Raw genomic sequence first — 24472 nt, 5'->3', positions numbered from 1 at the left:
ATCTCTTTCCGGGTCGCGCCCTCACCGAGCCAGCCGATCAGCTGGTCCAGCACCGTGTCCCACCCGCGGACGTCGACCTTCGGCGACAGCCGCCGGTACGTCGAGGCGATGATCGCCGCCGACTCGACCGTGCACTCCCCAGCCACGACGGCATCCTTGAGCCTCGCGACATCCGGGGTCGAGCAGGTCCGCGACACCTCGTCCAACCCGCGCGCCTGCGCCGGGGCCAGCGGCACTCCGGCGTCCCGGCAGGACTGCTCGACCCACGCGGCCGTCTTGGGGTTGTCCGAGGCCGCGATGACTCCCCGCTCCCGGGCTTCCATCACCACAGCCGCCTGAAACGCCTTCGCAGCATTCACGATCTTCGCGGCCCCGGCGGCCAGCCCGGCCAGGTCATCGCTACCCAGCCGAGTCAGGTCACCGGCGTGCCCCAGCAGGGTCGCGGACCCGGCGTCAAGCCAGGTCACGAGGTCCGCTGCGGTGGGTTCCATACGGGAACACTATCGAACAGGATTTGTAGTAGCAACGTTACTAATTGCTGAATCTCACTGCAGCACAAGCGATCTCAGATTGCCTGAAAGGGCCGTGAGTTCTGTTGGCGCACAGGCAATCTCGAGGCCGTACCGGACCTCGAATCAGAGTGATCTGCATCACAATGCCGATGTGCCAGGCTTCGTGACGCGCAGTTGGTGGCCGTAACGGTCAGCCAGAGCGGGTCGCCGTCGTGTGGGCTGTCGATAGCAGCGCAGAGTGGCCCAACCGAGCCCGCCGACAGCCGTCTCCTCTCGTGGAGGGCCGCTCAACCACCGCACCCGCAGCGCCGCCGGCACGCCATGGGCGCGGACCCTGGCCGACAATCCGACCGACCTGGTGGGCGACGATACTTGCGAAACCCAAGGACCTCAGGCTCTCTTGGCGAGGACTGCCCGTGCAGTGCGTGCGGCTCGGTCGAGGGCGACCTCGACGGGCAACGCTACGTATTCGTCGGACAGGATCTCCACGCCCCACGGGCCGGTCCAGCCGGCGGTGCGCAGGGCGGCGATCATGCCGGTCAGGTCGAACGAGCCTTCTCCGCAGAACCGGCGGCGGTGCACGGTGTCCTCGAACAGCGTCCCGACGACCACCGCGTCGGCGTCGTTCAGCTCGACCCCGATGATCCGCGCCAGGGGCACCTGGGCGAGGTCGGCGACCGGGGTGCCGGCGCGCGCGATGTGCCAGACGTCTATGACAACCCCGGCGTTGTCGTGGCCGCTCTCCGCCACGAGCGCAAGCCCGTCGGCCAGCGACGCGACATTGGCCCAGGGAAAGAACTCGATCCCCAGCCGCGCCCCGACCCCCGCGGCCTGTTCAGCCAGCTCAGCGAACTTCGCCGCCCAGTGCCCGCGATCCCACGGTTCGTTGGCGCCGTCCGGGGTGACCTTGAGGTGCCGCGCCCCCAGCGCCTCGGCCGCGCGCAGCAATGAGTGCCGGACGCGGTCGGACTCGGCCCGCGCGGGGCCGTCGTCCCACCAGCGCGGGATGTCCTCAAGCTCCAGGTCGACGATGCCGTTGTCGGCCAGCAGCGAGCGGATCCCGCTCAGGCCGTACTCCGCCTCCGCGGCGGGTAGATCGGCGGACAACAACCCGAAGCCGGTGAAGCCGGCAGCCGCCGCGGCTTCCACCCGCTGCCGCAACGGCACCGGACTGCGCAGGTCCGCGCGGTCCGACGCGGCATCACCCGCGCTGCTCCAACACGTCGCCAACAGCGAATCCAGCGACACGGCATGCTCCTTCTCCTATGGTCGCGGCGGTGCCTAGGTCGAGGGCGCTTCGCTCCGCAGGGACTCCAGGAAGGCCACGATCGGAGCCGCGACCAACCTGGGATGGGTGTTGAGAGCCTCGGCGTCGACGTCGAGGGCCACGAACTGCCACGTCGGGTTGGCCGCCGCACGGTCCGCCACGCTGTCGGCCGGGGCGAAGTGCCCGCTGGTCAGCGTGATCACCTGGATCGCGCAGCCCAGCGTCTCCATCAACTCGCGCCCCGGATAGTAGGGGTAGCTGCTCGGGATCTCGGCTAGATCCTGCACCGTCTGCAGCGTCGGCCGCCGGGCCCACGAACCATCCTCCGCGATAACGACACCCCGCAGGACCAGACGACGAGCCGCCTCCCCATCCCAGGTGCGCGCCATCCAGTCCTCGCGAATCCGCTCGACGTAGGAGTCGACGTACTCGGCCAGCGAGGCCGCGTCGGGGCCGCTGCGCCCGAGTCCGAACCGCTCCTCCAGCAGATCGAGAACCATCGGGTCCGCGATCATCGACACCAGGTCACGCACGGCGTCAGTCGTCTCGACGACCGCGCTGTCGACCAGCACGAGGCCGCTGATCGCCGGGCACTCGACCGCGGCCGCCACGGCGTACATCCCGCCGAACTCGTGGGCCACGACGACCGGGCGCTCCAACCCGAGCCCCTCGATGAGGCGCACCACGTCGTCGCTGGTCTGCATCGACCCCTCGGTCACCTCCGCCGAACTCTGCCCATGCCCGCGCAGGTCGAAGGCGTACACATGCGCGTGCTGCGCCAGGAAGGGCGCCACCTCAATCCACGTGTGCGCGTTGTGCCCCGCCGAGTGGATCAGCAGCACATCAGGCCCTGAGCCGCCGTAATCCAACACCGCAAGGTCACCCCCAGGCACCGCCACCTGTCGTTCGGTCATCGTCATGACGCACCTCTCGATCCGTGGCCCCCACCTTGGCACCAGCAGCACCATGCTACGAGCGCTCCCTGTGCCTTCCTGGCAGGTCACCGGGGCGGGTCCCGCGACGCATCAGCCCCCTTGGCGCCGCTAGGTGGCACGGGCAACATGCTGCTCGTGCCACCTAGCGGACCTTCGGGACGCGCTGTCGTCAGGCGTTCTGTGGGAACCCCAGGTTCAGCCCACCGTGGCTCGGGTCCAGCCAGCGGGCGGTGACGGCCTTGGTGCGGGTGTAGAAGTGCACGCCCTCCATGCCGTGGGCGTGGCTGTCGCCGAACAGCGAGTCCTTCCAGCCGCCGAACGAGAAGTAGGCCATCGGCACGGGAATCGGCACGTTGATGCCGACCATGCCGACCTCCACCTCGTTCTGGAAGCGCCGGGCCGCGCCACCGTCGTTGGTGAAGATCGCGGTGCCGTTGCCGTACGCACTGGAGTTGATGAGCTCCAGGCCCTCGTCGTACGAGGCGACCCGCACGACCGAGAGCACCGGGCCGAAGATCTCGTCGGTGTAGATCGAGGCCTCCGTACGGACCTTGTCGAACAGCGTCGGGCCGACGAAGAAGCCGTTCTCGCCGCCGTGGAACTCCGCCTCCCGGCCGTCGACGACCAGCTCGGCGCCTGCCTGCACGCCCGCCTCGATGTAGCCCGTGATGCGGTCGCGGGCCTGGCCCGTGACGATCGGACCCATGTCGCAGCCCGTCGACCCGTCTCCGGTCTTCAGGGTCGCCATGCGCTCCTTGATCTTGGCCACGAGCTCGTCGGCGATCGAGTCCACCGCCACCAGCGCGGAGATCGCCATGCAGCGCTCGCCCGCCGAACCGAAACCGGCGTTGACGGCCGCGTCGGCGGCCAGGTCGAGGTCGGCGTCGGGCAGCACCAGCATGTGGTTCTTCGCCCCGCCCAAAGCCTGCACGCGCTTGCCGTTCGCGGTGCCGCGCTCGTAGACGTACTTGGCGATGGGGGTCGAGCCGACGAAGCTGATCGCCTTCACAGTCCTGTTGTCCAGGAGCGCGTCGACCGCCTCCTTGTCACCGTGCACGACGTTCATGACGCCGTCGGGCAGCCCCGCCTCCTTCCAGAGCTCCGCGACCGCGTTGACCGCCGACGGGTCCTTCTCGCTCGGCTTGATGATGACGGCGTTGCCGCAGGCCACCGCGATGGGCACGAACCACATGGGCACCATCGCCGGGAAGTTGAACGGGCTGATGACCCCGACGACCCCGAGCGGCTGCAGCATCGAGTAGATGTCGACCTTCGTCGAAACGTTCTCGGAGAAGCCGCCCTTGAGCAGGTGCGGGATACCGCAGGCGAACTCGGCGACCTCCAGGCCCCGGGTCACCTCACCGAGCGCGTCGGAGGTCACCTTGCCGTGCTCGGCGGTGATCAGCTCGGCGATCCGCTCCTTGTTGTTGTTGAGCAGCTCGCGAAACGCGAAGAGCACCTGCACGCGCTTGGTCAGCGAGGTCTGACCCCACTCCTTGGCGGCGACGTCGGCGCGGGCGACGACTTCGTCGACGAGCTCCTTGCTCGCCAGGTCGAGGATGCCGGTGACCTCGCCGGTCGCCGGGTTGAAGACCTCGCTCGTGCGCTCGGCCTGCCCCTCCCAGGGGGTGTGGCCGACCAGGTGGGTGATGCGGGTGGCGTTGACAGTCGCGGTGCTCACGATGCTCCTTTGTAATTGCGTGCTGCTACAAGTTGTCGATGCTGTTCGGCGCCCGACCGGAGAGCGATCGGCGCAGTCGGAATGGGTGGTTCAGCCCCGGAGAGGGAGGCGCGGATCGATGGGCTGGTCGTCCCAGGTCTGCCGGACCCAGCCGTGGGCGGGATCGTCGCAGATCAGCCACACCCGCTCCGCCCCTGGGCCGGCCATGACGTTGAGGTAGTACATGTCGTACCCGGGCGGGGTCATCGCTGGCCCGTGCCAACCATGCGGTACAAGAACGACGTCACCGCTGCGCACCGACGCCTTGACGTCGATCGGCCGCTCGTCGGTGCCATAGACGAACTGGACCCCGAAGGGGTCCCGCTCAGGGGGCTCCGCCCCCCGAGTGCCCCCCCGCTCAGGGGGCTCCGCCCCCCGAGTGCCCCCCGGAAAGCTCGGACCGGCTTCGCCGGACGCCTCGTGCTGCGCGATCAGGCTCGCTTCGCGAGCGATCGCGCGCATCTCGAAGTAGTAGATCTCCTCCAGCTCGGACTCCACGCCTTCGCGGTGCTCGTCGTGCTTGTGCGGCGGGTAGGAGCTCCAGTTGCCGGCGGGGGTGATGACCTCACACGCGATGATCGAGGAGGCCTCGAGCGTGCCGGGAGTGCCGAAGTTCTGCACCTGCCGCGACGCCTGCCCCGCGCCGCGCAACTCGACCGGGATGTCGGCGGCACGCACGACCGAGTAGGCCACGTCGGCCTTGGCGCGGGCGAATGGGAAGGCGACCCGTCCGCCTCCGGTCGAGGTGACGGTGACCGTGCTGTTGCGCGGGATGTAGGCGACGTCCGCCGGGCCGGCGAAGACGTTGGCGCGGCCCGCGAGGACGTCGCTGTGCTCGCCGCACTCGACCTGCACGTCGCCGCCGGAGAGCACGAGCACGAGGTACTCGTCGGCGCCGGTCTCGATGGTGCGCGACTCGCCGTCGGCCAGGTCGGCGACGAGGAGGCCGGTGTGAGCCCAGCCGGGGCGCCCGGGGCGAATGGCGACCGGATAGTCAGAGTCACCTTCCGCCCCGAAGGGGAGGATCCAGTTGTCACTCACGGGCAGACCTTTCAGTGGGAGGGCGCGTGGGAGGGGGCGTGCACGAGGTCGGCGGCGATGTCGACGGCGGTGCGCACGTCGCCGTCCGGCGGATAGAGCAGGGCGCGACCGATGACGAGCCCAGCCGCCGAGGGGCAGCGCAGCGCGCGACCCCAGGAGGCGTAAGTGTGCTCCGGATCGCCGTTGGGGTCACCGCCGAGCAACAGCGTCGGCAGGGTCGTGGCCTCCAGCACGCGCTCCATCTCGTCCACCACCGGCAGTTTGAGCCACGTGTGGGCGCTGGTGGCGCCCAGGCCCGAGGCGACATGCACCGACTTGATGACCGAGTCGGGGTCGAGCAGGTTGCGGACCCGCCCGTCATCGGCCCGCACCGACCAGAACGGCTCGACCATCGCCATGACGCCCGCGTGCGCCAGATCGGACACGGCCCGGGCGCTGGCCTCCAGGGTGGCGGCGGTGCCGACGTCCCCGAGGCATACGCGGGTCAGCATCTTGCCCCCGTCGAGACGGTTGGCGGTGATGTCGGCGGCGGCGTAGCCGGTGAACCGGTCGTCGAGTTCGAAGGCCGCGCCTTGCAGGCCGCCGCGGTTCATCGAGCCGATGACGACCTTGTCGTCCAGCAGGCCCATGAGCAGCAGGTCTTCGAGCACGTCGGCGGTTCCGAGCACGCCGTCTACGCCGGGGCGGGTCAGGGCCGTGGCCAGCCGCTCGAGCACGTCGGGCCGCGAAGCCATCGCCATCGGGTCGTCCCCGACGCCGAGCGCGCCGCGGGCCATGTGGTCGGCGGCCACGATGAGCAGCCGATCGTCGCCCCGCAGCAGGGCCCGGCGCCGGCGGGTGCGCCAGGCGCGGGTCACGGCCTGCGGGTCGCGGCGGCGCACCGCACTGAGGTCGGCGATCGGTACGCGCGGGCCGGCCAGCCCGCCGACGCGGTGACCGCTGGCAAGGGGGTGTGCGGCGCGGCTCATGCGCCCTCCCGACCGGCGACGAAGGTACGGAGCTCGGGCTCGGTGGGCATCGCCGAGGAGCATTCGAGCCGGGCGGCGACCATGGCCCCAGCCCCGTTGGCCAGGGTGACGATCTCCTTCAGCGGCAGCCCCTCGATGAGGCCGTGGCACAGTGCGCCACCGAAGGCGTCGCCGGCGCCGAGGCCGTTGACGACGTCGACGAGGATCGGCGGCACCTGCACGGTCTCGGTCGCGGTCATGGCAAGCACGCCCTTGGGGCCCTGCTTGACGATCGCGAGGTCGAGCCCGCGCTCCAGCAACGCGCGACCGGCCCGCTCGGGCTCCTCCTCACCGACGGCAACCGCACACTCTTCTTTGTTACCGACGGCGACGGTGCAGTGGGCCAGCGCCTCGGCGCAGGCTGCAGTGGCCTCCGCCGGGTCGTTCCAGAACATCGGCCGGTAGTCCAGGTCGAGCACCGTCAGCGCCTTGCGCCCCCGGGCCTCCCAGGCTCGCAGGTGCGCCGAGCGGCTGGGCTCGGCGGAGAGGCCGGTGAGGGTGGCCCAGAAGACGCGGGCGTCCCGGACGGCCTCGACGGGGATCTCGTCGGGCTCGATGACCAGGTCGGGGGCCTTGGGGTTGCGGTAGAAGTACAGCGGAAAGTTGTCGGGGGGAAAGATCTCGCAGAAGGTCACCGGCGTGGGCAGGTTCGGCACGGAGGTGACCCAGCGGTCCTCGACGCCGAACGCGCGCAGACTCTGGTGCACGAAGCGGCCGAACGGGTCGTCGCCGGTTCGGCTGATGACGGCCGTGCGGTGCCCGAGTCGGGCGGCGGCGACGGCGACGTTCGTGGCCGAACCGCCAAGAAACTTGCCGAAACTCTCGACCTCCTCCAGACCGACTCCGATCTGGTGGGGGTAGACGTCGACGCCGATGCGACCGATCGTCACGACATCCAGACCGGAGTCGGTGGCGGCGGTCGCCTCCGACGTCTGCGGGGACGTCTGCGGGGACGTCTGGTCGGACATGGCGTCGGTGCCTTTCGCGTCGGGGGCGGCTGCGCTGCGCCCAGTCAACCGCAGCGGCGAGACCCTGTCAATAGTTTGTTAGGACATATGCACTGTGACGACAATGAGCCACCGGTCGTCTACCCTAGGCAGATGGCAGCACAACTTGCCGTGGAGATCGATCGCACCTCACCCGTGCCGCTCTACCACCAGCTCGCGGAGCAGATGACCGCCGCCATCGAGGACGGCACCTTGAAGCCGGGAGACGCGTTCGAGAACGAGTTGTCGCTGGCCGACCGACTCAGCCTCTCCCGGCCTACTGTGCGGCGCGCGATCGCCGAACTCGTCGAGCGCGGCCTGCTGGTGCGCCGCCGCGGCATCGGCACGACCGTGGCCAACCAGGTGGTGCACCGCCGCGACGAGTTGACCAGCCTGCACGAAGACCTGGCGCGCAGCGGCCGCGCGCCCCGCACCCAGGTGCTCACGCTGACCACGCTCGTCGACGAGCGCGCCGCGACCGCCCTGCAGGTGCCCGTCGACTCCGAACTCGTCTTTCTCGAGCGGTTGCGGATGGCCGGCGATCAGCCGCTGGCGATCCTGTCGAACTGGCTGCCGCCGCAGCACGCCGACCTGACCATCGACGACCTGGAGGCCGAGAGCCTGTACAGCATCCTGCGCCGCAAGGGCGTCCGGCCGGTCGTCGGGCACCAGGTCATCGGAGCCCGATCGGCCAGCGCCAAGGAGCGGCGCCTGCTCGACGTGCACAAGGGTCAGCCGCTGCTGACGATGACCCGGCACGCCTACGACGCCGACGGGGTGCCGGTGGAGTTCGGCGACCACTGCTACCGCGCCGACCAGTACGCCTTCGACATCACGGTGCACGAACGCTGACGCACCCGATGACCGCCACGGTGGGCGGTGTGGGCTGACAAAGGTGGGCTTTGTAGCCTGTGCTCCCACGGGGGTTTCGCAGTCGTCCCCGCATCAGGCGGCCTCGCGGCCGCGGACAGCTGGGAAGGGCAAGTCAATGAGTTCGATTCGAGTGGCGATCGTCGGCGTGGGCAACTGCGCTAGCTCCCTCGTGCAAGGGGTGGAGTACTACCGCGACGCCGCAGACGAGGCGACCGTGCCGGGCCTCATGCACGTGCGCTTCGGCGACTACCACGTGCGCGACGTCGAGTTCGTCGCCGCGTTCGACGTCGACGGCAAGAAGGTCGGCATGGACCTCGCGGAGGCGATCAACGCCAGCGAGAACAACACGATCAAGATCGCCGACGTGCCCCCGACCGGGGTCACCGTGCAGCGCGGCCCGACCCTGGACGGCCTAGGCCGCTACTACAACGAGACGATCACCGAGTCCGACGCCGAGCCGGTCGACGTCGTCGCCGCGCTGCGTGACGCGAAGGTCGACGTGTTGGTCTCCTACCTGCCGGTGGGCAGCGAGGTCGCCGACAAGTTCTACGCCCAGTGCGCGATCGACGCTGGCGTCGCCTTCGTCAACGCGCTGCCGGTCTTCATCGCCAGCGACCCGGAGTGGGCCGCGAAGTTCGAGGCGGCGGGCGTGCCGATCATCGGCGACGACATCAAGAGCCAGGTCGGCGCGACGATCACGCACCGCGTGCTGGCGCGGCTGTTCGAGGAGCGCGGCGTGGTGCTGGACCGCACCTACCAGCTCAACGTCGGCGGCAACATGGACTTCAAGAACATGCTGGAGCGCGAGCGCCTGGAGTCCAAGAAGGTCTCCAAGACCCAGGCCGTGACGTCGAACCTGTCGCACGACATGGGCGCCCGCAACGTGCACATCGGCCCGAGCGACTACGTGGCGTGGCTGGACGACCGCAAGTGGGCGTACGTGCGGCTGGAGGGTCGGGCGTTCGGCGACGTGCCGCTGAACCTGGAGTACAAGCTCGAGGTCTGGGACTCCCCCAACTCCGCGGGCATCATCATCGACGCCATCCGCGCTGCCAAGATCGGCCTGGACCGCGGCATCGGCGGCCCCCTGCTCTCCCCCGCGGCCTACCTCATGAAGTCCCCGCCCGAGCAGCGCCCCGACGACATCGGCCGCGCTCAGGTCGAGGCCTTCATCGCCGGCTCCGCCGCCAGCTGACCTGCCGCCGCCGGCCAAGGCGGGTTCGGGCGAGCTCGCCTCCTGGGGTAGCGACTTCTCAACGTACTCGCGACGACACCGTCTTCGCGCGCATCGCCCTGACCTGGGCATTCGCCGCGGCGCCACTGTTCGTAAGTGCTCCCGGTACGTCAAGAAGTCGCTACGCCCGGTTCGAGTCGAACAGTTCGGCGGAGCGGCGGCCGCGGACCGAGGAGATGACGTCGATCGCCTCCGCGGCGCGCAGCTCGTCGACGGTGATGGAGCGTTCGTGCAGGTCGCCGGCGGTGAGGGCAAGGCGGCGGCCGACGCCGGGCAGGCACCCGTCGCGTAGCGGCGGTGTGTACCAGATGCCGTCTATCCGGACGGCAAGGTTGGCGATGGTTGTCTCGGTGACGTGGCCGGCGGTGTTGACCAGGACGACGTCGTCGCTGTCTGGGTGCGCGGCGCGGGCACGCTCGTAGACAGCCCGCCGAGAAGTCTTGTGCGCCAGCCACACCCCCTCGGGGCCGTCTGGGTCGACGCGGCGGTCCGGATGGTCAGCGATCCGCAGGGCGACGGGCCGCTCGCTGGCGGGAGGCAGCTCGCGCGGCTCCAGCGCCACCACCCCCTGCGGGCTCAGCCGCAACCGCACCACGGCCTCCCCCAGTTCAGCCGCCGCCTGCTCGACCTGCGCTCGTGCCGCGTGGACGTCGAACGAGACGCCGAAGTACGCCGCGGAGGCGGCGAGGCGTTGCAGGTGTTCACTCAGATGGCGCGGACGGGCGTGGTCGATGGCGAACGTTTCGATCAGATCGGGCCGTTCGGCTTGCGCGAGCACGTCCGACTGCGCCGGGGCGTAGGAGTTTAAGAGCCGCTCAGCGGTGGCGCGAGCCTCTGCCTTCGCCAGGACCTCGGCCTTGGCCAACACCTCGGCGAACTCCCCGGCCGGGGTCGACCCCCAGGTGATCCCGCCGCCGACGCCGTAGACCGCACTGCCGTCGGTGCGGTCGAGCAGGACGGTGCGGATGGCGACGTTGAAGCGGGCGGTGGGTGCGTCGCCGGGCTGTTGCGGCGGCGCGAGGTAGCCGATCGCGCCGCAGTAGATGCCTCGCGGGGAGTCCTCAAGGTCGGCGATGAGTTCCATCGTGCGTCGCTTGGGGGCGCCGGTCACCGACCCGCACGGGAACATCGCGGCGAAGATGTCGAGGAGGCTCGTGCCGAGCCGGGTGCGCGCCCGCACGGTCGAGGTCAGTTGCCAGACCGTCGGGTACGGCTCAGTGTCGAACAGCGCCGTCGTCTCCACGGACCCAGGTGCCGCGATCTTGGTGAGGTCGTTGCGGATGAGGTCGACGATCATGACGTTCTCGGCCCGGTCCTTGGCCGAGTCGTGCAGCGCGACCCGGGCGGCGTCGTCCGCGGCCGGCTCGGGGGCTCGTCGGGCGGTGCCCTTCATGGGGACGCTGAAGACGCTGGTGCCGTCCCATTCGAAGAAGCACTCGGGGCTGGCGGACAGGATCACGTGCCGACCGAGGTCGAGGTAGGCGTTGTACGCGCCGCGCTGTGCGGCGACGAGGTCGCGGTAGTAGGCGTACGGATCGCCCGTGATCCGGGACCGCAGCCGGGTCGTGAGGTTGCACTGGTACGTCTCCCCGGCCGCGATCGCCTCACGCACCCGCTCGACCCGTTCACCGTGCGTGGTGGCGGACCAGTCGATCTCCCAGGGTTCTGTGCGATACCGCCGAGGCTGGCTGGTGCTGATGCTGTCGCTGTCGCTGTCGGGGCGATCGGGCGCTTCGGCCAGCCCGAACCACGCCAGGGGTAGTCCGGGCACTCCAGCGGAGGCAGGCAGCGTGGGATCGAGCCCAGCGGCGGCCTCATAGGCGACGAAGCCGACCACCCACTGACCGGCACGCGCGGCGGCCTCGGCCGCCGCGATCACCTCCGGAACCTCGTGGTGCGACCACGCGGCGAGCTGACCGGTCAGCGTGTCGAACCGGTAGCTGACGCCGCCGCGCGGGTCGTCCAAGCTCGCCACCGGGGTGGCCCTGGTGCTCATCGGGCGGCGGTGCCTTTCGTCGTCACACGGCTGTGCGCCACACCCTAACGAGGCTCAGCTTCGGACGGCCCGAGGCCATGGGCAAACGCTCCTGGTGCCGACTCTCCCAGCGCCACCTTCTCTTCAGGCGCCCGTGGGTTCGCCGGAGCGGACCCGGTCGATCCAGTCGTTCATGGTGCGCAGCTGGTAGCGGCTGACCTCGTGGGCGTTCTCGTCCTCGGCGAAAACCGAGCTGCACATGACGGTGTCGTCGCGGTCGTAGAAACCGAGCTCGCCCAGGCCCTCGAAGAAGTCGGTCCAGTCGAGGTCGCCGTCGCCGATCTTGAGGTGCTGGTGCACGCGCACGGAGTTGCCCGGCGGGTTGGTGATGTAGCGCAGGCCATGGCTGCGGTGGTGGTCCATCGTGTCGGCGACGTGCACGAGCCGCAGGAGGTCGCCGGCCTCACGCATGATGTCCCGCATCGGGTGGCCCATGTGGTAGCTGTGGCAGGCGACGTAGACCATGCCGATGTTGGCGCTGTTCAGCCCGCGGATCACGCGGATCGCCTCCAGGCCGTCCTCGACGAAGTCGTCGGGGTGCGGGTCGATCCGCACGTCCAGGCCCTCGCGCTCGATGATCGGCAGCAGCTCCTCCATCGACTTGTAGAACGCAGCCTCGGACTCCTCGGGCTTCTCCGGGCGGCCCGAGAACTCGGTGTTCATCACCTGGCAGCCCAGGTCCACGGTGATCTGGATGAGCCGCTTCCAGTTGCGCACCGCCGCCTCGCGCGCCCACTCATCGGGCGCCGACCAGCGCTGCACCGGCAGCACACTCGCGATCCCGACCCCGGCGTCGTCACAGGCCCTCTTGAACGCCTTGACCAGCGCGTCGTCGGCCTTGGGGTGCCGGAAGAACGGCGTGATGTCGCGGTGCGGCGTCAGCTGGAGGTACTCGAACCCGCAGTCGGCCACGACGCCCGGAAGCTCGAGCAGCGAGTAGTCGTGGTGGAAGGGAGTCGGGTCGAGGGCGATCTTCATCGAAGGCTCCTGAAGGGCGGGAGGGCCGGACCAGCCCAGTCTTTCGGCCTCCATCTCCCCTGTCAAGACTTTGTTAGCACAACATTACATGAGCTTTGGGCTGCGACTCTCAGCGCGCTTCCCAGCGCTGTAGGTATTCAATCAGATACACTCTGGCGATGGCGGACAGCAACCTCTTGCAACGAGCCCGCAAGGCTGCGGGGCTCTCGCAGTCGTCACTGGCGGCCCGGTCGGGCACGTCCCGACCCACGCTGTCGGCATACGAGAACGGGCATAAGTCCCCCACGATCGAGACGACCGAGCGCATCCTTCAACAAGCCGGGTTCTCGCTGACAATCGAGCCCAAAATTGAGTTCCGTCAGGCAGGCCTGGATCGCGGTCGCTCCATCCTGGTACCGACTCATCTACCGTGCCTGTTGGTGGGCGAGGCGTTCGCTGTCGTGGAGTTGCCGCTACACCTGAACTGGTCCGATCGAGGCCGAAGATTCGACTTGCGTGATCGGCGACAGCGGGCCCGGGTCTATGAGCTCGTGCTGCGCGAAGGAGGCCCAGACGATGTGTTGACCTACATCGACGGCGCCCTCCTGGTCGACCTATGGGCTGAGCTCGTGCTTCCGGCCCGGGTTCGAGCTGCATGGAGTCCCCTGGTTGGGGACGACGTCGAACGGCGCATCGCGTGATGGACTTCGACCCGCTGAGCTCCATCCAGATCCAGGTCGCTGCGCTGTTCTTCGGGCTGGACGTCTCCCAGGGGTCGGGCCGCGGCCCGCGACTTCGCTGACGTGTACGTGCTCGTCCAACGCTTCGACCGCGAGGCGCCGGTGCGGGAGTACTTCGCCTCATGGGCAGCCGCCTTGGTTGACGGACATGCGACAGGGCATCACTAGCGGTGGCACCCAGGGAGCCGGCGCCACGTCAAGGAGCTGACGCTACGTCAGAGGTTCGACACGCACGCCCATCGACTCATAGGTCCCGCGCGCCCGCGCGTCCCGCGAGGCCAACGTGACATCGTGCGCGCGCACCGCAGCGGCCACGAGGCCGTCGTACACGGCGCCACCGGCCACCCCGCGCTCGGCGAACTCGCGATGGACCGTCGCGGCGGCCTCTGCCTCCAACTGGAGAGAGCCGTCGAAGTTGTCGTCGATCAGCCCGGCGGCATCCTCCGGTAGGAGGCGGGCGTCCCCCGGCAACCGGGTCAGTACCGAGAAGGTCTCCGCAAGGGCGTGTCCGCCAAGAGTGAGCGTTCGCCCTCGAGCCCACTCCTGCACGCGATCGTGGGCGGGGTGCGTTGCGACCAGGAGCGGCACCGCGACGCTCGTGTCCACCGCGACCCGCGTCACCGGCGCCCGGACTCCATCAGCGCGAAGACATCATCATCGGTGACGACCGTGTCACTCACGGCGACCAGGCGACCGTCGTCGCTCCGCACCAACCGCGCCGTGCGGCCGCCCGGCATCACCCGCACGCCACCGCCGTAGGCGGAGATGTCCACCTTCGAGCCCGGCGTCAGTCCCAGCGCGTCGCGGAGCGCCTTCGGCAACAGAATTCGCCCACCCGAGTCGATCGTCGCTTCCATGGGAAGACGCTACCAGTCACTTCCCATCCCCGGCGATCTCGAATGTGTGCTGCGGCAGCTGACATGCAAGCGGTTGTGTGCTTGGCCGCTAGGACTTCGCCGAGCGGGCCGCCACACTCGCTTCTGTGGTGACCGACGGCACCGACGAGCAGCCCGGCGGGCTTCTGGGGCTCATGCTGACGGCCGCGGTCGTGGGCGCGCTCACCGGGCTGATGGCCGCCACGTTCCGACGTGCGCTCGAACTCGCCGCCCGCGCCCGGCTTGAACTCGTCGGCTGGTCGCGCGGTGCCGACTGGTGGGCCATGCCCGTGTATGTCGCGGCGGTCGTGGCCGCGGTGACAACCGCCGCCTGGCTGGTGCACCGGATCGAGCCGCACGCCGAGGGCAGTGGCATCCCCCGCGTCGAGGCGGTCGTCCAGGGGCGGATGGAACCGGGCAGCTTTCTGATCTTGCCCGTGAAGTACGTGGGCGGCGTGCTGGCCCTCGGGTCGGGGATGGCGCTCGGCCGAGAAGGCCCCTGTGTGCAGATGGGCGGCAATATCGGCGTCATCGTCGCCACCGTGCTGCGGCGCAATCGGTGCGACCTGCGCATGCTCGTCGCCGGTGGCGCGGCGGCCGGCCTCGCGACGGCGTTCAACTCCCCGCTGGCCGGCGGGGTCTTCGTACTGGAGGAGCTCCTCAAGCGATTCGATGCGCGCGCGACGCTGGCGATGCTCACCTGCGCCGCAGCCGGATTCGCCAGTGCCCGGTTGCTGGTCGACAACGACACCGAGTTCGACATGCCGCAGCTGGCGGAGCCGAGACTCGTCGAGGCCCCCTTCGTGTTCGTCCTCGGGGTGCTGGCCGGGGTGGCAGCGGTCGCCTACAACGGGGCCATCATGGGTGCCCTCCGTCGCGTCGATGCGAGTCGCTGGCCGGTCGAGGCGCGGGCCGCCTGCATCGCTCTCGTCGTCGGCCTGCTGGGGTGGTTCGCCCCCACCCTCGTGGGCCCGGGCGACAACCTGACCCAGCAGGCCCTGCTCGGGCACGGCACCCTGTGGGTCGTCCTCGGCGTTCTGCTGCTGCGCATGGGGCTGGGAGTGCTCTGCTACACGGCCGGCACGCCGGGCGGGCTCTTCGCGCCGATGCTCGTGCTGGGCAGCCACCTCGGCCTCGCCGTCGGGCTGGTCGGTATCGCCGTGGCCCCGCAGGATGCCCCAGAGCCGGCGGCCATGGCGTTGATCGGACTCGCCGCGTTCTTCGCCGCCAGCGTGCACGCCCCGGTCACCGGCCTGGTGCTGGCAACCGAGATGACCGGCGCCACGATGCTGCTCCCCCCGATGCTCGGGGCCTGCGCCGTGGCGATGCTCGTCGCGACGGCCCTGCGCGGCGAACCGATCTACGACCTCCTCGCGACCCGGGCCGCACGGGCATCACAAGCCAACAGGGACGCAGGCCTCCAGCCCTCAGGAGAGCATCAGGTAGGCGCCGGAGAGGCCGGCCACGACGAGGACGATCTTCTCGAAGAGGGGTCGGGAGATGCGGTTGATGAGCCAGCGACCGACGACCGCCCCGAGGACGACCGCGGGCACCAGCGATAGGCAGAGCAGGAAGCGCTGCGGGCTGACCAGGCCCATGCCCAGGCTGAATGGCAGCTTGATGAGGTTGACGCACGCGAAGAACCACGCGAGCGTGCCCACGAACTGGCGAACGTTCAGGTCTGAGCGCAGCAGGTAGAGCGTCATGACCGGGCCGCCGGCGTTGGCGACCATCGTCGTGAACCCCGCCAGCGACCCGAACGCGCCGGCGCCGCCGAGGTGGCTCGTGCCGCTCACCTGAGCCGTCGCACCCGCGCCGGGGGCCGCGGCAACAGAAGCCGGCACGCGTCGCCGGGCACGCGACTCGCCCCACATCCGCACCGCCTGGATCAGCGTCATCGCCACGACGATCCCGCCGATGACGACCTTGAGCAGCGCCACCGGAGCCAACCCCAGGAAGAACGCCCCGACGACGATCCCGAGCACCACGGGCACCAGCAGTCGCCGGATCAGGGCCCAGTCGCGCTCGCGGCGGTACGTCCACACGGCGATCGCGTCGCCGACCATGAGCAGCACGAGCAGCACCCCGGTCGACTCCCGCGTCGGCAGCACCGTCGCGAAGATGACGATCGAGACCGTGGCCGCCCCGCCGATCGCCGTCTTCGCAAAGCCGACGAGCGCCGCACCAACCCCGAGAGCCAGGAACATCCACAGGTCCACCGGGGTCACTCCTCACTCATCGATCGCGCATGGGGAACCCGACAACCCTCGAAACCTCGCAAAGAGGGGCGAACCGGCCGCTTCAACCCAGCGCCCCGGCCGGCGGCAGAAAGATAGTGTTCGCTTTTACAGCGTCAGCCCTGCAAAAGCGAACACTATCTTTTGGGCGATCAGAGGTAGTGCCGCTGAGCGGCCTTCTCCTCCTCGTACTCCTTGCTGGCCAGCTGCGTCGACTCCAGCTCGCTGACCTGGGAGACCGGCACGTCCCACCACGCCGAACCCGGCGGGTTGGGGCCGTAGAGGTCGGTCTCGATGTACAGCACCGTCGGGCCGTCGGCGGCCGCGGCCTTGGCGTAGTTCTCGCGGAACTCCTCGATGCCGTTGCAGCGCAACACCGTCGCGCCCCAGCTCGCGGCGTTGGCGGCGAGGTCGAAGGGCACCTCCTCGCCGTCGAGCCGACCGGTCGCGGCGTTGCGCATCCGGTACTTCGTGCCGAACCGCTGGCTGCCGCGCGACTCCGAGAGCGCGCCGATCGAGGCGTACCCGTGGTTCTGCAACAGCACGAAGATCACCTTGAGCCGCTCGGCGACGATCGTGGCGATCTCCATCGGCAGCATCTGGTAGGTGCCGTCGCCGACGATCGCGACGACCTGCCCCTCCTCACCCTTGGCCATCCGCACGCCCATCGCCGCCGGGATCTCATACCCCATGCACGAGAACGCGTACTCCAGGTGGTACTGCTGCGGGGTCTTGGCCCGCCACAGGCACTGCAGGTCACCGGGCATCGAGCCGGCCGCGTTGATGACGACGTCCGTGTCGCCCATGAGCTCGTTGAGCGCCCCGAAGACCTCGGTCTGCGCCGGCAGCGGGGTCTGGTCGCGGTGGTAGCACTCGTCGACGACCCGCTGCCAGTCGGCATCCAACTCGGCAGCCCGCGACTGGTAAGCCTCGTCGGTGCGCCAGCCCGCCAACCCGGCTTGCAAGGCGGTCAGGGCCTCGCGGGCGTCGGCCACGACCATCGTGGCCGAGTGCTTCGCCGCGTCGAACGCCAGCACGTTGACGTTGACGAAGCGCACGTCGGGGTTCGCGAAGATCGTGTGGCTGGCGGTCGTGAAGTCGCTGTACCGGGTGCCGACGCCGATGACCAGGTCGGCCTCGCGGGCCAGGGTGTTGGCGGCCATGTTTCCCGTGGAACCAACACCGCCCACGGCCAGCGGGTGGTCCCAGTTGATGGCGCCCTTACCGGCCTGGGTGTCGGCCACCGGAATCCCGGTCGCCGAGGCGAACTCCCGCAAGACCTCCGAGGCGCCGGAGTAGATGACACCACCGCCCGCGACGACCAGCGGCTTCTTCGCCGCCCGGATCGCCGCCAACGCCCGCTCCAGCGCCGCCGGCTCGGGCACCGGACGCGCCACGTGCCATACGCGACGCGCGAAGAACTCCTCTGGCCAGTCGTACGCCTCGGCCTGCACGTCCTGCGGCAGGCAGATCGTCACCGCGCCGGTCTCGGCCGGGTCGGCGAGCACCCGCATGGCCGCGAGCGCGCTGGGGATCAGCTGCTCGGGGCGGTTGATGCGGTCCCAGAACCGCGACACCGGCTTGAACGCGTCGTTGACCGAGATGTCGAGGCAGCGCGGGTCCTCCAGCTGCTGCAGCACTGGGTCGGGGTAACGCGTGGCGAAGATGTCGCTGGGCAGCAGCAGCACCGGCAGCCGGTTGGTCGTGGCCAGCGCCGCGCCGGTCACCATGTTCGTCGAGCCCGGTCCGATGGAGGCCGTGACGGCCAGCGCCTGCAGTCGATCGGTGGTCTTGGCGAACGCGGCGGCCGCGTTGACGGCGCCCTGCTCGTTGCGCGCCATGTAATAGGGCAGCTCGCCGTCGGCGGGGTCGGTGACCGGGCGCTGGGTGACGCTCTGCCCGCCGCCGGCCTCCTCGGCCTGGACCTGCGCCTGCAACAGCGCCTGCCCGACCCCGGCCACGTTGCCGTGGCCGAAGATGCCGAACATGCCCGGCACGAGCCGCTGTTCCACCCCATCCCGCTCGCTGTACTGGGCCGCGAGAAAACGCACAAGGGCCTGGGCCACGGTGAGCCGAACGGTCCGGCGACCGGCTGACGTCATCGTCAATCTCCTTAGCTGAACGAGGTGGATGCCCGACGCTATCGAGGCAGCGAAAGATCAGGGGGCGGGGACGAGGACGTCGCGCACCAGGGCGTCGAGGTCGGCGTCGGCCTGCAAGAACTGGCGCAGGGTCTTGCGGGTGGCGCCGAAGTCGTCGAACTCCGCGGGCGTCATGCCGTCGACGTCGTAGGCCTTACGGAAGTCGGGGATCTTGGCGTACAGGGTGTCGATGATGACCTGGTCGACCGGGATGTCCATGCGCGGCTGCGGGTCGACGCCACTCGCGGCGAACTTCTGCTGCCAGGCGAACGGCGGGGAGAGCACGACGTCGCCGCCGACGAACTCGGTCCACTGCAGGCCGTTGCGGTAGGCCGCCGACAGCAGCCGCGAGCGGAAGCCGCGCTCCTTGAAGATGCCGTAGGCCTTCTTGAAGGCCGCGACGCCGGCCCACTCCAGGTAGCCGGGGTCGAAGACGTGCTTCTCCGCGGCGTAGCGCTCCTTCATCCAGTCGTCGAGCCGACCGCACATGAGGGTGACGACGTGGCCGGGGTTCTCGACGGACTTGCCCTCGGCCTCGCGGCGCTGCAGGCCGCGCTCGATGGCCTCGGCGGCGGCAACGACCTGCGGCACGGTGAAGGAGACGGTGACGTTCATCGTCACCCCGCGGTAGGCGGCCTCCTCGATGGCCTCGATGCCGACGGCGGTCGCGGGGATCTTGACGATGATGTTCTTGGCCAGGCCGCTGAAGTACTCGGCCTGGTCGGCCAGGGCGGTGGCGTCGCGGTGGAAGCGCGGGTCCGTCTGCATCGACAGGCGCCCGTTGACGCCCGAGTACTTCTCGAAGGCCGGCTCGAGCAGCTTGGCGGCGTCGAGGGAGACCTCCTCGACGACCTTCCAGCCGAGCTCGGACTCACCGGCGGTGGGGTTCTCTGCGGCGAGTTCGCGGATGCGGGCGCTCCAGCGCGGCAGGTCGGCCTTGATGCAGGCCAGCGCGATGACCGGATTGCAGGTGGCGCCGACGGCGCCGAACTCGATGGACGCCTTGAGCTCGACGGGGTCCGCGGAGTCGTTCCACAGCACGGTGTCGGTGGTCTCGGTCATCGTCCGCAGCGGGGAGTCGGTGCGGCTGGCGAGCAGGGTCATGGTTCCTCCGCGGTGAGGCGTGGTCGGGGGCTTCGCGACCATTCAACCGCTGACGCAATGAGCCTGTCAACAAAATGTTCTAACAAACTCCGCCAACGGCCGCTCAGCTGCGGGCGCTGTCCGCGGCACCGGCCTGGCTCGCGCGCGCGTCGCGGCGGCGGAAGTACGCGGCGAGCAGCGCCCCAGAGAGGTTGTGCCAGACCGAGAACACCGCGCCCGGCAGGGCGGCCGTCGGGGTGAAGAACTGGGTGGCCAACCCCGAGGCGAGCCCGGAGTTCTGCATGCCGACCTCAATGGCGATGGTGCGCGAGGCGCGTTCGCTCTGACCGGTGAGGCGCCCGATGAGGTAGCCCAACAACAATCCCAAACCGTTGTGTGCGATGACGGCCACCAGCACGACGAGGCCCGCGGCCACGAGCCGGTCGGCCGACAGCGATACGACGATCGCGACGACCACCGAGATGAGCGCCACCGAGAACCACGGCAGCACCGGCAGCGCCCGCTCGACGAGGCGCGGCAGCAACGCCCGCGCGAGCAGGCCGAGGACCACCGGTATGAGCACGATCTGCACCATGGTCAGCGCCATGCCCCCGGCGTCGACGGGCAGTCGGGCACCGACGAGCCACAGCGTGAGCAGCGGGGTGAGGATCGGCGCCAGCAGCGTGGAGACCGAGGTCATGGTCACCGAGAGCGCCACATCGGCGCGGGCCAGGTACGAGACGACATTCGAGGCCGTGCCGCCGGGGACGCAGCCGACGAGGATCACCCCGACGGCCAGCTCGTCGGGCAGCCCCATCGCCTTGGCCACCGACCAGCCGACCAACGGCATCACCGCGTACTGCGCCGCGACGCCGAGGATCACCGGGATCGGCCGGGACAGCACGAGCGCGAAGTCGGGCCAGCGCAACGTCAGGCCCATGCCGAACATGATGAGCCCGAGCAACGGGTTGATGAATCCCGAAAGCCCGGAGAGTGGCTCGGCGAAGAAGTAGCCGACGGCTCCGGCTCCGAGGATCAGTGCGGGGAACAACGCGACCGCACGCTTGGCGCTGTGCTCCTCGCTGCGGCTCACGGCGGTCGGCGCAGAACTGGGCTCGCTCATGAGGCCCTACCTTCGCCTACGCGGGGTCCGTCCGCCACACCGGGTCCGCCTGTCACACCGGGTCCGCCGGTCACACCCCGTCACACACCTCTCGCGCACCCGATACGCAGAGCGGGCCCGCACCGAGAATGGTGCGGACCCGCTCGTGACGCTACGACGTCGACGTCAGCCGGCGACGACCTGCAGCTTCAGGGTCGCCTTGACCTCCGGGTGCAACGCCACCGTGGCGGCGTGGTCACCGAGGGCCTTGATGGCGGCCGGGAACTCGACGCGGCGCTTGTCGATCGAGATGCCGGAGTCGGCGGCGGCCTTGGCGACGTCACCCTGGGTGACGGCGCCGAAGAGGCGACCACCGGAGGCGGCGTGGGCCGTGATCGTCAGCACCTGGGCCTCGAGCTGACCCTTGACGCCCTTGGCCTCGTCCAGGCTCTTGAGCTCGCGGGCGGCGCGGCCGCGCTGGATCTCCTCGACCTGCTTCTGACCACCCTTGGTCCACGGGGTCGCCAGGCCCCGCGGCACCAGGTAGTTACGGCCGTAGCCGTCCTTGACCTCGACGATGTCGCCGGCCGAACCGAGACCGGACACCTCGTTGGTGAGAATGAGCTTCATCGTGTCTCCTGTCTACGACCTGGCTCAGCGGGCGGAGCTGCTGTAGGGCAGCAGCGCCATCTCGCGGGCGTTCTTCACGGCCTTGGCGATGAGGCGCTGCTCCTGCACGGAGACGCCGGTCACGCGGCGGGCGCGGATCTTGCCGCGGTCGGAGATGAACTTGCGCAGCAGCGCAGTGTCCTTGTAGTCGATGTTCTCGATCTTGGCGACCTTGAGCGGGTTCGCCTTCTTCTTGGGCTTACGCACAACGGGCTTGGCCATCGTGGTGCTCTCCCTTCGTGGGTAGAGCCCGGGGTTGGTGCCCCGGGATGGGTCTTACGAAATGACTGCGGTCGCACCGCGACCGCCGGATGTCGCGCGGATGCACAACGCATCCGCCGACGTGAGGATCGTCTGCTCAGCCGCGATCAGAGCCGGGTCAGAACGGTGGCTCGTCGTAGGACGGGGCGTTGCCCCAGCCTCCGCCGCCACCTTGACCGCCACCCTGGTTGCCCTGGCCACCACCGGCGCTGCCGCCCTGCTGGCCGCCGCCCCCACCGGGACCGTTGGTCGCCCACGGGTCGGCGTCGGGACGCGACTGGCCGTAGCCACCCTGCCCGCCGCCGCCACCGAAGCCGCCGCCCTGGCCACCGCCGCCACCCCCGCGCTGGGTCTTGTTGACCCGGGCCGTGGCGTAGCGCAACGACGGGCCGACCTCGTCGACCTGCATCTCCATGACGGAGCGCTTCTGGCCCGACTCCTTGTCTTCCCAGGAGCGCGAGACCAGCCGACCGGTGACGATGACCCGCATCCCCCGCTGCAGCGACTCGGCGACGTTTTCGGCCGCCTCCCGCCACACCGAGCAGCGCATGAACAGCGTCTCGCCGTCTTTCCACTCATTGCTGTTTCGGTCGAACTGGCGCGGCGTGGAAGCCACGGTGAAGTTCGCGACGGCCGCACCGGAGGGGGTGAAGCGCAATTCGGGGTCGGCCGTGAGGTTGCCGATCACGGTGATCTGAGTTTCGCCGGCCATGCGGGCTGCCTCTCTGAGGGGTCGGGCGGTGACGTGGCTGCTTGCCTGAGCCGGTGCCAGGACGTCACGCGAACGCGACGCCGGGCAGCCGAAACGATCAGGCGATCAGGCTGCTTCGGGCCGGATGAGCTTGGTGCGCAGGATCTGTTCGGACAGGCCGAGCTGACGGTCCAGCTCCTTGGCCGTGGCCGGGGTCGCCGTGAACGTCACGACGACGTAGACCCCCTCGGGGCGCTTCTTGATCTCGTATGCGAGCCGACGGCGGCCCCAGACGTCGACGTTGTCGATGGTGCCCTTGTCATTGGTGATGACGGCCAGGAACCGCTCGAGCGACGTCGCGACCTGACGGTCGTCCACCTCGGGGTCGACGATGATCATGATTTCGTACTGACGCATGCTGCGTAACCCACCTCCTCTGGTCTGTGCGGTCACGGTCTAGTGCCCGTGACAGAAGGGTCATGCTGCGTCTGTCCGACGCCGCGCAGGCCGATCCCTGGCAGAACCCGAAGGGACACCGTGGGATTGACCGATTCGCGTCCGCGACCCGCATCGTGCGGGCGCGACCCCCGGAGGGGGCGTCGATCTGGACCGCTCAAGCGTACCGGGCGTGGCCCGCAGCGCCCAATCCGCGGGCTTCGCGCCGACTGCTGCCGACTCACCCGAAGGTCACGACGAGCGCGTCGGGTCGCCCGGCCGCGGGTCCGGCGGCGTCGTCGGGGTCGCGGCGGGCGCTGATCGCCAGGTCTGCCTGGTCACGTTGCTGGGCCGGTGACAGGTCGGGATCGAGGGCCAGAGCATCGGCCTCCTCGCCGGTCACCTCTTGCATCGCGGCCGAGTCGTCCTCGAAGGGTTCCTCGCTGAACGGGGTCTCCCCAAGCACCTGCTCCTCCGGAGGCAGAGCGGCCGGTCGAGCGATGATGCGCCGGATGATTCCGAACGCCAGGTAGGCCATGATCGCGACGCGCAGCACGAGGAAGAGTGCGTACCAGGGCGCCGGCAGCGCCCGGGTCGGCTCCGAAAGCCCGCCCAGGTAGAGCCAGACGGCCACGAAGTAGAGCACTTCGGCCGCCCACCACAGGACGACATCGCGCCAGGGCACCACGGCGAGCACGAGCAGGGGTGCCAGCAGCAACGTGGCCTGCACCGGGATCGCCTTGCCCGTGAGCAGCACCAGCACCATGACGACGACGAGCACCTCACCGACCCGCGGCCGGTGCGCCGGGAGCAGCGTCAACGCGGCGGCGCCCAGGACCGCCACGATCCAGCCGGCGATGGCAAAGGCGGTCAGCGCGCCCAACGGCAGCTGGACCCCCATGAGGTTGAGCAGGAACACCGGCGCGCCGTACTCGGCACCGCTGCCGAGCCAGGTCTGGTAGGCGGTGAGCACGGCCGGACCGGTCACCAGGCCCACGCCGCCGACCACCGCGAGCCAGGTCAACAACGCCACCCCGGCCATGCGGGCGGCGTCCCGCAGCACCCCGGCGCGCGCGGCGATGAGGACGAGCACGATGACCACGAGCACCGCGTAGGAGCGCGCCGACATCGCCAGGCCCAGGGCCAGGCCCGCGTAGATCATCTTGTCCCGCGCCCACCACAGCAGCCCGATCGAGACGAGCAGGATGCCGAGGAGGTCAGGGCCCACGAGAACGACGGTGATGAGCAGCGGGCACAGCGCGACCTGCGCCGCCCGCCACGGGTCGCGGCGCATCGTGCGGACCGTGGCCACGGCGAGCCCGGCCGCGAGGGCCGCAGCGAGGATCGCCCAGGCGGCCACGAACCACGTCGCCTCCTGGGCCGTGGTGGGCACGAGGTGGGCCAGCACCCACAGCACCAGGCCTGTGCCGGCCGGTTGGTTGATGCTCATGGGCGGATCCGCGTAGGGCAGCGCGTTGGTGATGAGCCCGGAGGTCACATACATGCGGGGCAGGTCGGAGTAGCAGGCGCGCCAGAAGACCTCGGTGCCACCCCAGCCGTGCGTGGCGCAGTAGCTCTTCTGCACCATCCCCAGGGCCACCATGGCCGCGGCGGCGAAGGCCAGCACGGCCGCCGCCGGCCGCGCCGCCGGCACCCACAGGCCCCGCCGCG

The 24472-nt window shown here is 69.7% G+C and carries 23 protein-coding genes and 1 pseudogene; 4 read left to right on the top strand and 20 right to left on the bottom strand.

Annotated features, from left to right (window positions below):
* The 7 genes from KILIM_RS03290 to iolC all read right to left on the bottom strand — a co-directional run.
* Nucleotides 1–491: hypothetical protein (locus tag KILIM_RS03290; protein WP_006591201.1), on the bottom strand; the 491-nt coding region annotated here is incomplete at its 3' end.
* A 411-nt stretch (nt 492–902) separates the two neighbouring features.
* Entirely contained in the window at nt 903–1760 is an 858-nt protein-coding gene (locus tag KILIM_RS03285) for a sugar phosphate isomerase/epimerase family protein (RefSeq protein WP_006591200.1), read from the bottom strand.
* 33 nt (nt 1761–1793) lie between these two features.
* A complete protein-coding gene (locus KILIM_RS22000) occupies nt 1794–2693 on the bottom strand; it encodes an alpha/beta fold hydrolase (RefSeq protein WP_169330733.1) in 900 nt (299 codons plus the stop codon).
* 190 nt (nt 2694–2883) lie between these two features.
* Nucleotides 2884–4395, bottom strand: coding sequence for a CoA-acylating methylmalonate-semialdehyde dehydrogenase (locus KILIM_RS03275; protein ID WP_006591198.1), 1512 nt, complete (start codon nt 4393–4395; stop codon nt 2884–2886).
* A 90-nt stretch (nt 4396–4485) separates the two neighbouring features.
* Complete coding sequence (locus KILIM_RS03270; RefSeq protein WP_006591197.1) at nt 4486–5475, bottom strand: 5-deoxy-glucuronate isomerase; 990 nt, start codon at nt 5473–5475, stop codon at nt 4486–4488.
* Nucleotides 5476–5486: 11 nt separating this feature from the next.
* Nucleotides 5487–6443 carry a Cgl0159 family (beta/alpha)8-fold protein gene (locus KILIM_RS03265; protein WP_006591196.1) on the bottom strand — a complete coding sequence of 319 codons (957 nt, stop codon included), beginning with the start codon at nt 6441–6443 and terminating at the stop codon, nt 5487–5489.
* Complete coding sequence (gene iolC, locus KILIM_RS03260) at nt 6440–7450, bottom strand: 5-dehydro-2-deoxygluconokinase (RefSeq protein ID WP_006591195.1); 1011 nt, start codon at nt 7448–7450, stop codon at nt 6440–6442. Before iolC ends, KILIM_RS03265 begins: the two co-directional genes overlap by 4 nt.
* 132 nt (nt 7451–7582) lie before the next feature.
* On the opposite strand from iolC, the gene KILIM_RS03255 reads away from it, so the two are divergent.
* Both KILIM_RS03255 and KILIM_RS03250 read left to right on the top strand, forming a co-directional pair.
* Nucleotides 7583–8320, top strand: a complete 738-nt coding sequence (locus tag KILIM_RS03255) for a GntR family transcriptional regulator (RefSeq protein WP_040562046.1) — start codon at nt 7583–7585, stop codon at nt 8318–8320.
* A 136-nt stretch (nt 8321–8456) separates the two neighbouring features.
* Nucleotides 8457–9536: an inositol-3-phosphate synthase gene (locus tag KILIM_RS03250; RefSeq protein WP_040562044.1), complete on the top strand. Its 1080-nt coding sequence runs from the start codon at nt 8457–8459 to the stop codon at nt 9534–9536.
* A 160-nt stretch (nt 9537–9696) separates the two neighbouring features.
* Here the strand turns inward: KILIM_RS03250 and pabB are convergent, their stop codons facing one another.
* Together pabB and KILIM_RS03240 are read right to left on the bottom strand one after the other, a co-directional pair.
* A complete protein-coding gene (gene pabB / locus KILIM_RS03245; RefSeq protein ID WP_006591192.1) occupies nt 9697–11571 on the bottom strand; it encodes an aminodeoxychorismate synthase component I in 1875 nt (624 codons plus the stop codon).
* A 123-nt stretch (nt 11572–11694) separates the two neighbouring features.
* Nucleotides 11695–12588: a sugar phosphate isomerase/epimerase family protein gene (locus tag KILIM_RS03240; protein WP_006591191.1), complete on the bottom strand. Its 894-nt coding sequence runs from the start codon at nt 12586–12588 to the stop codon at nt 11695–11697.
* Nucleotides 12589–12746: 158 nt separating this feature from the next.
* On the opposite strand from KILIM_RS03240, the gene KILIM_RS03235 reads away from it, so the two are divergent.
* Nucleotides 12747–13268 (top strand): helix-turn-helix transcriptional regulator, encoded by a 522-nt coding sequence (locus tag KILIM_RS03235; protein ID WP_006591190.1) that lies wholly within the window; start codon nt 12747–12749, stop codon nt 13266–13268.
* 249 nt (nt 13269–13517) lie between these two features.
* Here the strand turns inward: KILIM_RS03235 and KILIM_RS03230 are convergent, their stop codons facing one another.
* Together KILIM_RS03230 and KILIM_RS03225 are read right to left on the bottom strand one after the other, a co-directional pair.
* Nucleotides 13518–13928 carry a PIN domain-containing protein gene (locus KILIM_RS03230; RefSeq protein ID WP_006591189.1) on the bottom strand — a complete coding sequence of 137 codons (411 nt, stop codon included), beginning with the start codon at nt 13926–13928 and terminating at the stop codon, nt 13518–13520.
* Entirely contained in the window at nt 13925–14164 is a 240-nt protein-coding gene (locus KILIM_RS03225; protein ID WP_006591188.1) for an AbrB/MazE/SpoVT family DNA-binding domain-containing protein, read from the bottom strand. The genes KILIM_RS03230 and KILIM_RS03225 overlap by 4 nt, the downstream gene beginning before the upstream one ends.
* Nucleotides 14165–14337: 173 nt before the next feature.
* Between KILIM_RS03225 and KILIM_RS24845 the strand changes: the two are divergent.
* Nucleotides 14338–15507: pseudogene (locus KILIM_RS24845) on the top strand (ClC family H(+)/Cl(-) exchange transporter); the annotation flags it as partial.
* Nucleotides 15508–15609: 102 nt separating this feature from the next.
* Here KILIM_RS24845 and KILIM_RS23080 read toward each other — a convergent pair.
* The 9 genes from KILIM_RS23080 to KILIM_RS03175 form a co-directional block, all read right to left on the bottom strand.
* Nucleotides 15610–16410: a sulfite exporter TauE/SafE family protein gene (locus KILIM_RS23080; RefSeq protein ID WP_006591186.1), complete on the bottom strand. Its 801-nt coding sequence runs from the start codon at nt 16408–16410 to the stop codon at nt 15610–15612.
* A 161-nt stretch (nt 16411–16571) separates the two neighbouring features.
* Nucleotides 16572–18521, bottom strand: a complete 1950-nt coding sequence (gene iolD / locus KILIM_RS03210) for a 3D-(3,5/4)-trihydroxycyclohexane-1,2-dione acylhydrolase (decyclizing) (protein ID WP_006591185.1) — start codon at nt 18519–18521, stop codon at nt 16572–16574.
* 57 nt (nt 18522–18578) lie between these two features.
* The gene (locus KILIM_RS03205) at nt 18579–19664 is read right to left on the bottom strand and encodes a transaldolase family protein (protein ID WP_006591184.1); all 1086 of its coding nucleotides are present in this window, start codon (nt 19662–19664) and stop codon (nt 18579–18581) included.
* Between the two features lie 103 nt (nt 19665–19767).
* Nucleotides 19768–20766, bottom strand: a complete 999-nt coding sequence (locus KILIM_RS03200; protein ID WP_006591183.1) for a bile acid:sodium symporter family protein — start codon at nt 20764–20766, stop codon at nt 19768–19770.
* 165 nt (nt 20767–20931) lie between these two features.
* Nucleotides 20932–21375: a 50S ribosomal protein L9 gene (gene rplI / locus KILIM_RS03195; protein WP_006591182.1), complete on the bottom strand. Its 444-nt coding sequence runs from the start codon at nt 21373–21375 to the stop codon at nt 20932–20934.
* A 24-nt stretch (nt 21376–21399) separates the two neighbouring features.
* Complete coding sequence (rpsR, locus tag KILIM_RS03190) at nt 21400–21636, bottom strand: 30S ribosomal protein S18 (RefSeq protein ID WP_006503798.1); 237 nt, start codon at nt 21634–21636, stop codon at nt 21400–21402.
* A 157-nt stretch (nt 21637–21793) separates the two neighbouring features.
* Nucleotides 21794–22387: a single-stranded DNA-binding protein gene (locus tag KILIM_RS03185; protein ID WP_006591181.1), complete on the bottom strand. Its 594-nt coding sequence runs from the start codon at nt 22385–22387 to the stop codon at nt 21794–21796.
* A 105-nt stretch (nt 22388–22492) separates the two neighbouring features.
* On the bottom strand, nt 22493–22783 hold the full coding sequence (gene rpsF / locus KILIM_RS03180; RefSeq protein ID WP_006591180.1) for a 30S ribosomal protein S6: 291 nt from the start codon (nt 22781–22783) through the stop codon (nt 22493–22495).
* A gap of 259 nt (nt 22784–23042) precedes the next feature.
* Nucleotides 23043–24472 (bottom strand): glycosyltransferase family protein (locus KILIM_RS03175; RefSeq protein ID WP_006591179.1); only part of this gene is annotated, 1430 nt, incomplete at its 5' end.

This window comes from Kineosphaera limosa NBRC 100340 (assembly GCF_000298215.1).
Taxonomy (GTDB): Bacteria; Actinomycetota; Actinomycetes; order Actinomycetales; family Dermatophilaceae; genus Kineosphaera; species Kineosphaera limosa.
Note: the sequence above shows the minus strand (reverse complement) of the source record. Positions and strands in the feature narration are given on the sequence as shown.

Excerpts from the sequence above, each read along its gene's own strand:
- KILIM_RS22000 (WP_169330733.1), bottom strand. The coding sequence starts at position 2,693 with ATGACCGAACGACAGGTGGCGGTGCCTGGGGGTGACCTTGCGGTGTTG.
- KILIM_RS03265 (WP_006591196.1), bottom strand. The coding sequence starts at position 6,443 with ATGAGCCGCGCCGCACACCCCCTTGCCAGCGGTCACCGCGTCGGCGGG.
- iolC (WP_006591195.1), bottom strand. The coding sequence starts at position 7,450 with ATGTCCGACCAGACGTCCCCGCAGACGTCCCCGCAGACGTCGGAGGCG.
- KILIM_RS03255 (WP_040562046.1), top strand. The coding sequence starts at position 7,583 with ATGGCAGCACAACTTGCCGTGGAGATCGATCGCACCTCACCCGTGCCG.
- KILIM_RS03250 (WP_040562044.1), top strand. The coding sequence starts at position 8,457 with ATGAGTTCGATTCGAGTGGCGATCGTCGGCGTGGGCAACTGCGCTAGC.
- pabB (WP_006591192.1), bottom strand. The coding sequence starts at position 11,571 with ATGAGCACCAGGGCCACCCCGGTGGCGAGCTTGGACGACCCGCGCGGC.
- KILIM_RS03240 (WP_006591191.1), bottom strand. The coding sequence starts at position 12,588 with ATGAAGATCGCCCTCGACCCGACTCCCTTCCACCACGACTACTCGCTG.
- KILIM_RS03235 (WP_006591190.1), top strand. The coding sequence starts at position 12,747 with ATGGCGGACAGCAACCTCTTGCAACGAGCCCGCAAGGCTGCGGGGCTC.
- KILIM_RS03225 (WP_006591188.1), bottom strand. The coding sequence starts at position 14,164 with ATGGAAGCGACGATCGACTCGGGTGGGCGAATTCTGTTGCCGAAGGCG.
- iolD (WP_006591185.1), bottom strand. The coding sequence starts at position 18,521 with ATGACGTCAGCCGGTCGCCGGACCGTTCGGCTCACCGTGGCCCAGGCC.
- KILIM_RS03205 (WP_006591184.1), bottom strand. The coding sequence starts at position 19,664 with ATGACCCTGCTCGCCAGCCGCACCGACTCCCCGCTGCGGACGATGACC.
- KILIM_RS03200 (WP_006591183.1), bottom strand. The coding sequence starts at position 20,766 with ATGAGCGAGCCCAGTTCTGCGCCGACCGCCGTGAGCCGCAGCGAGGAG.
- rplI (WP_006591182.1), bottom strand. The coding sequence starts at position 21,375 with ATGAAGCTCATTCTCACCAACGAGGTGTCCGGTCTCGGTTCGGCCGGC.
- rpsR (WP_006503798.1), bottom strand. The coding sequence starts at position 21,636 with ATGGCCAAGCCCGTTGTGCGTAAGCCCAAGAAGAAGGCGAACCCGCTC.
- KILIM_RS03185 (WP_006591181.1), bottom strand. The coding sequence starts at position 22,387 with ATGGCCGGCGAAACTCAGATCACCGTGATCGGCAACCTCACGGCCGAC.
- rpsF (WP_006591180.1), bottom strand. The coding sequence starts at position 22,783 with ATGCGTCAGTACGAAATCATGATCATCGTCGACCCCGAGGTGGACGAC.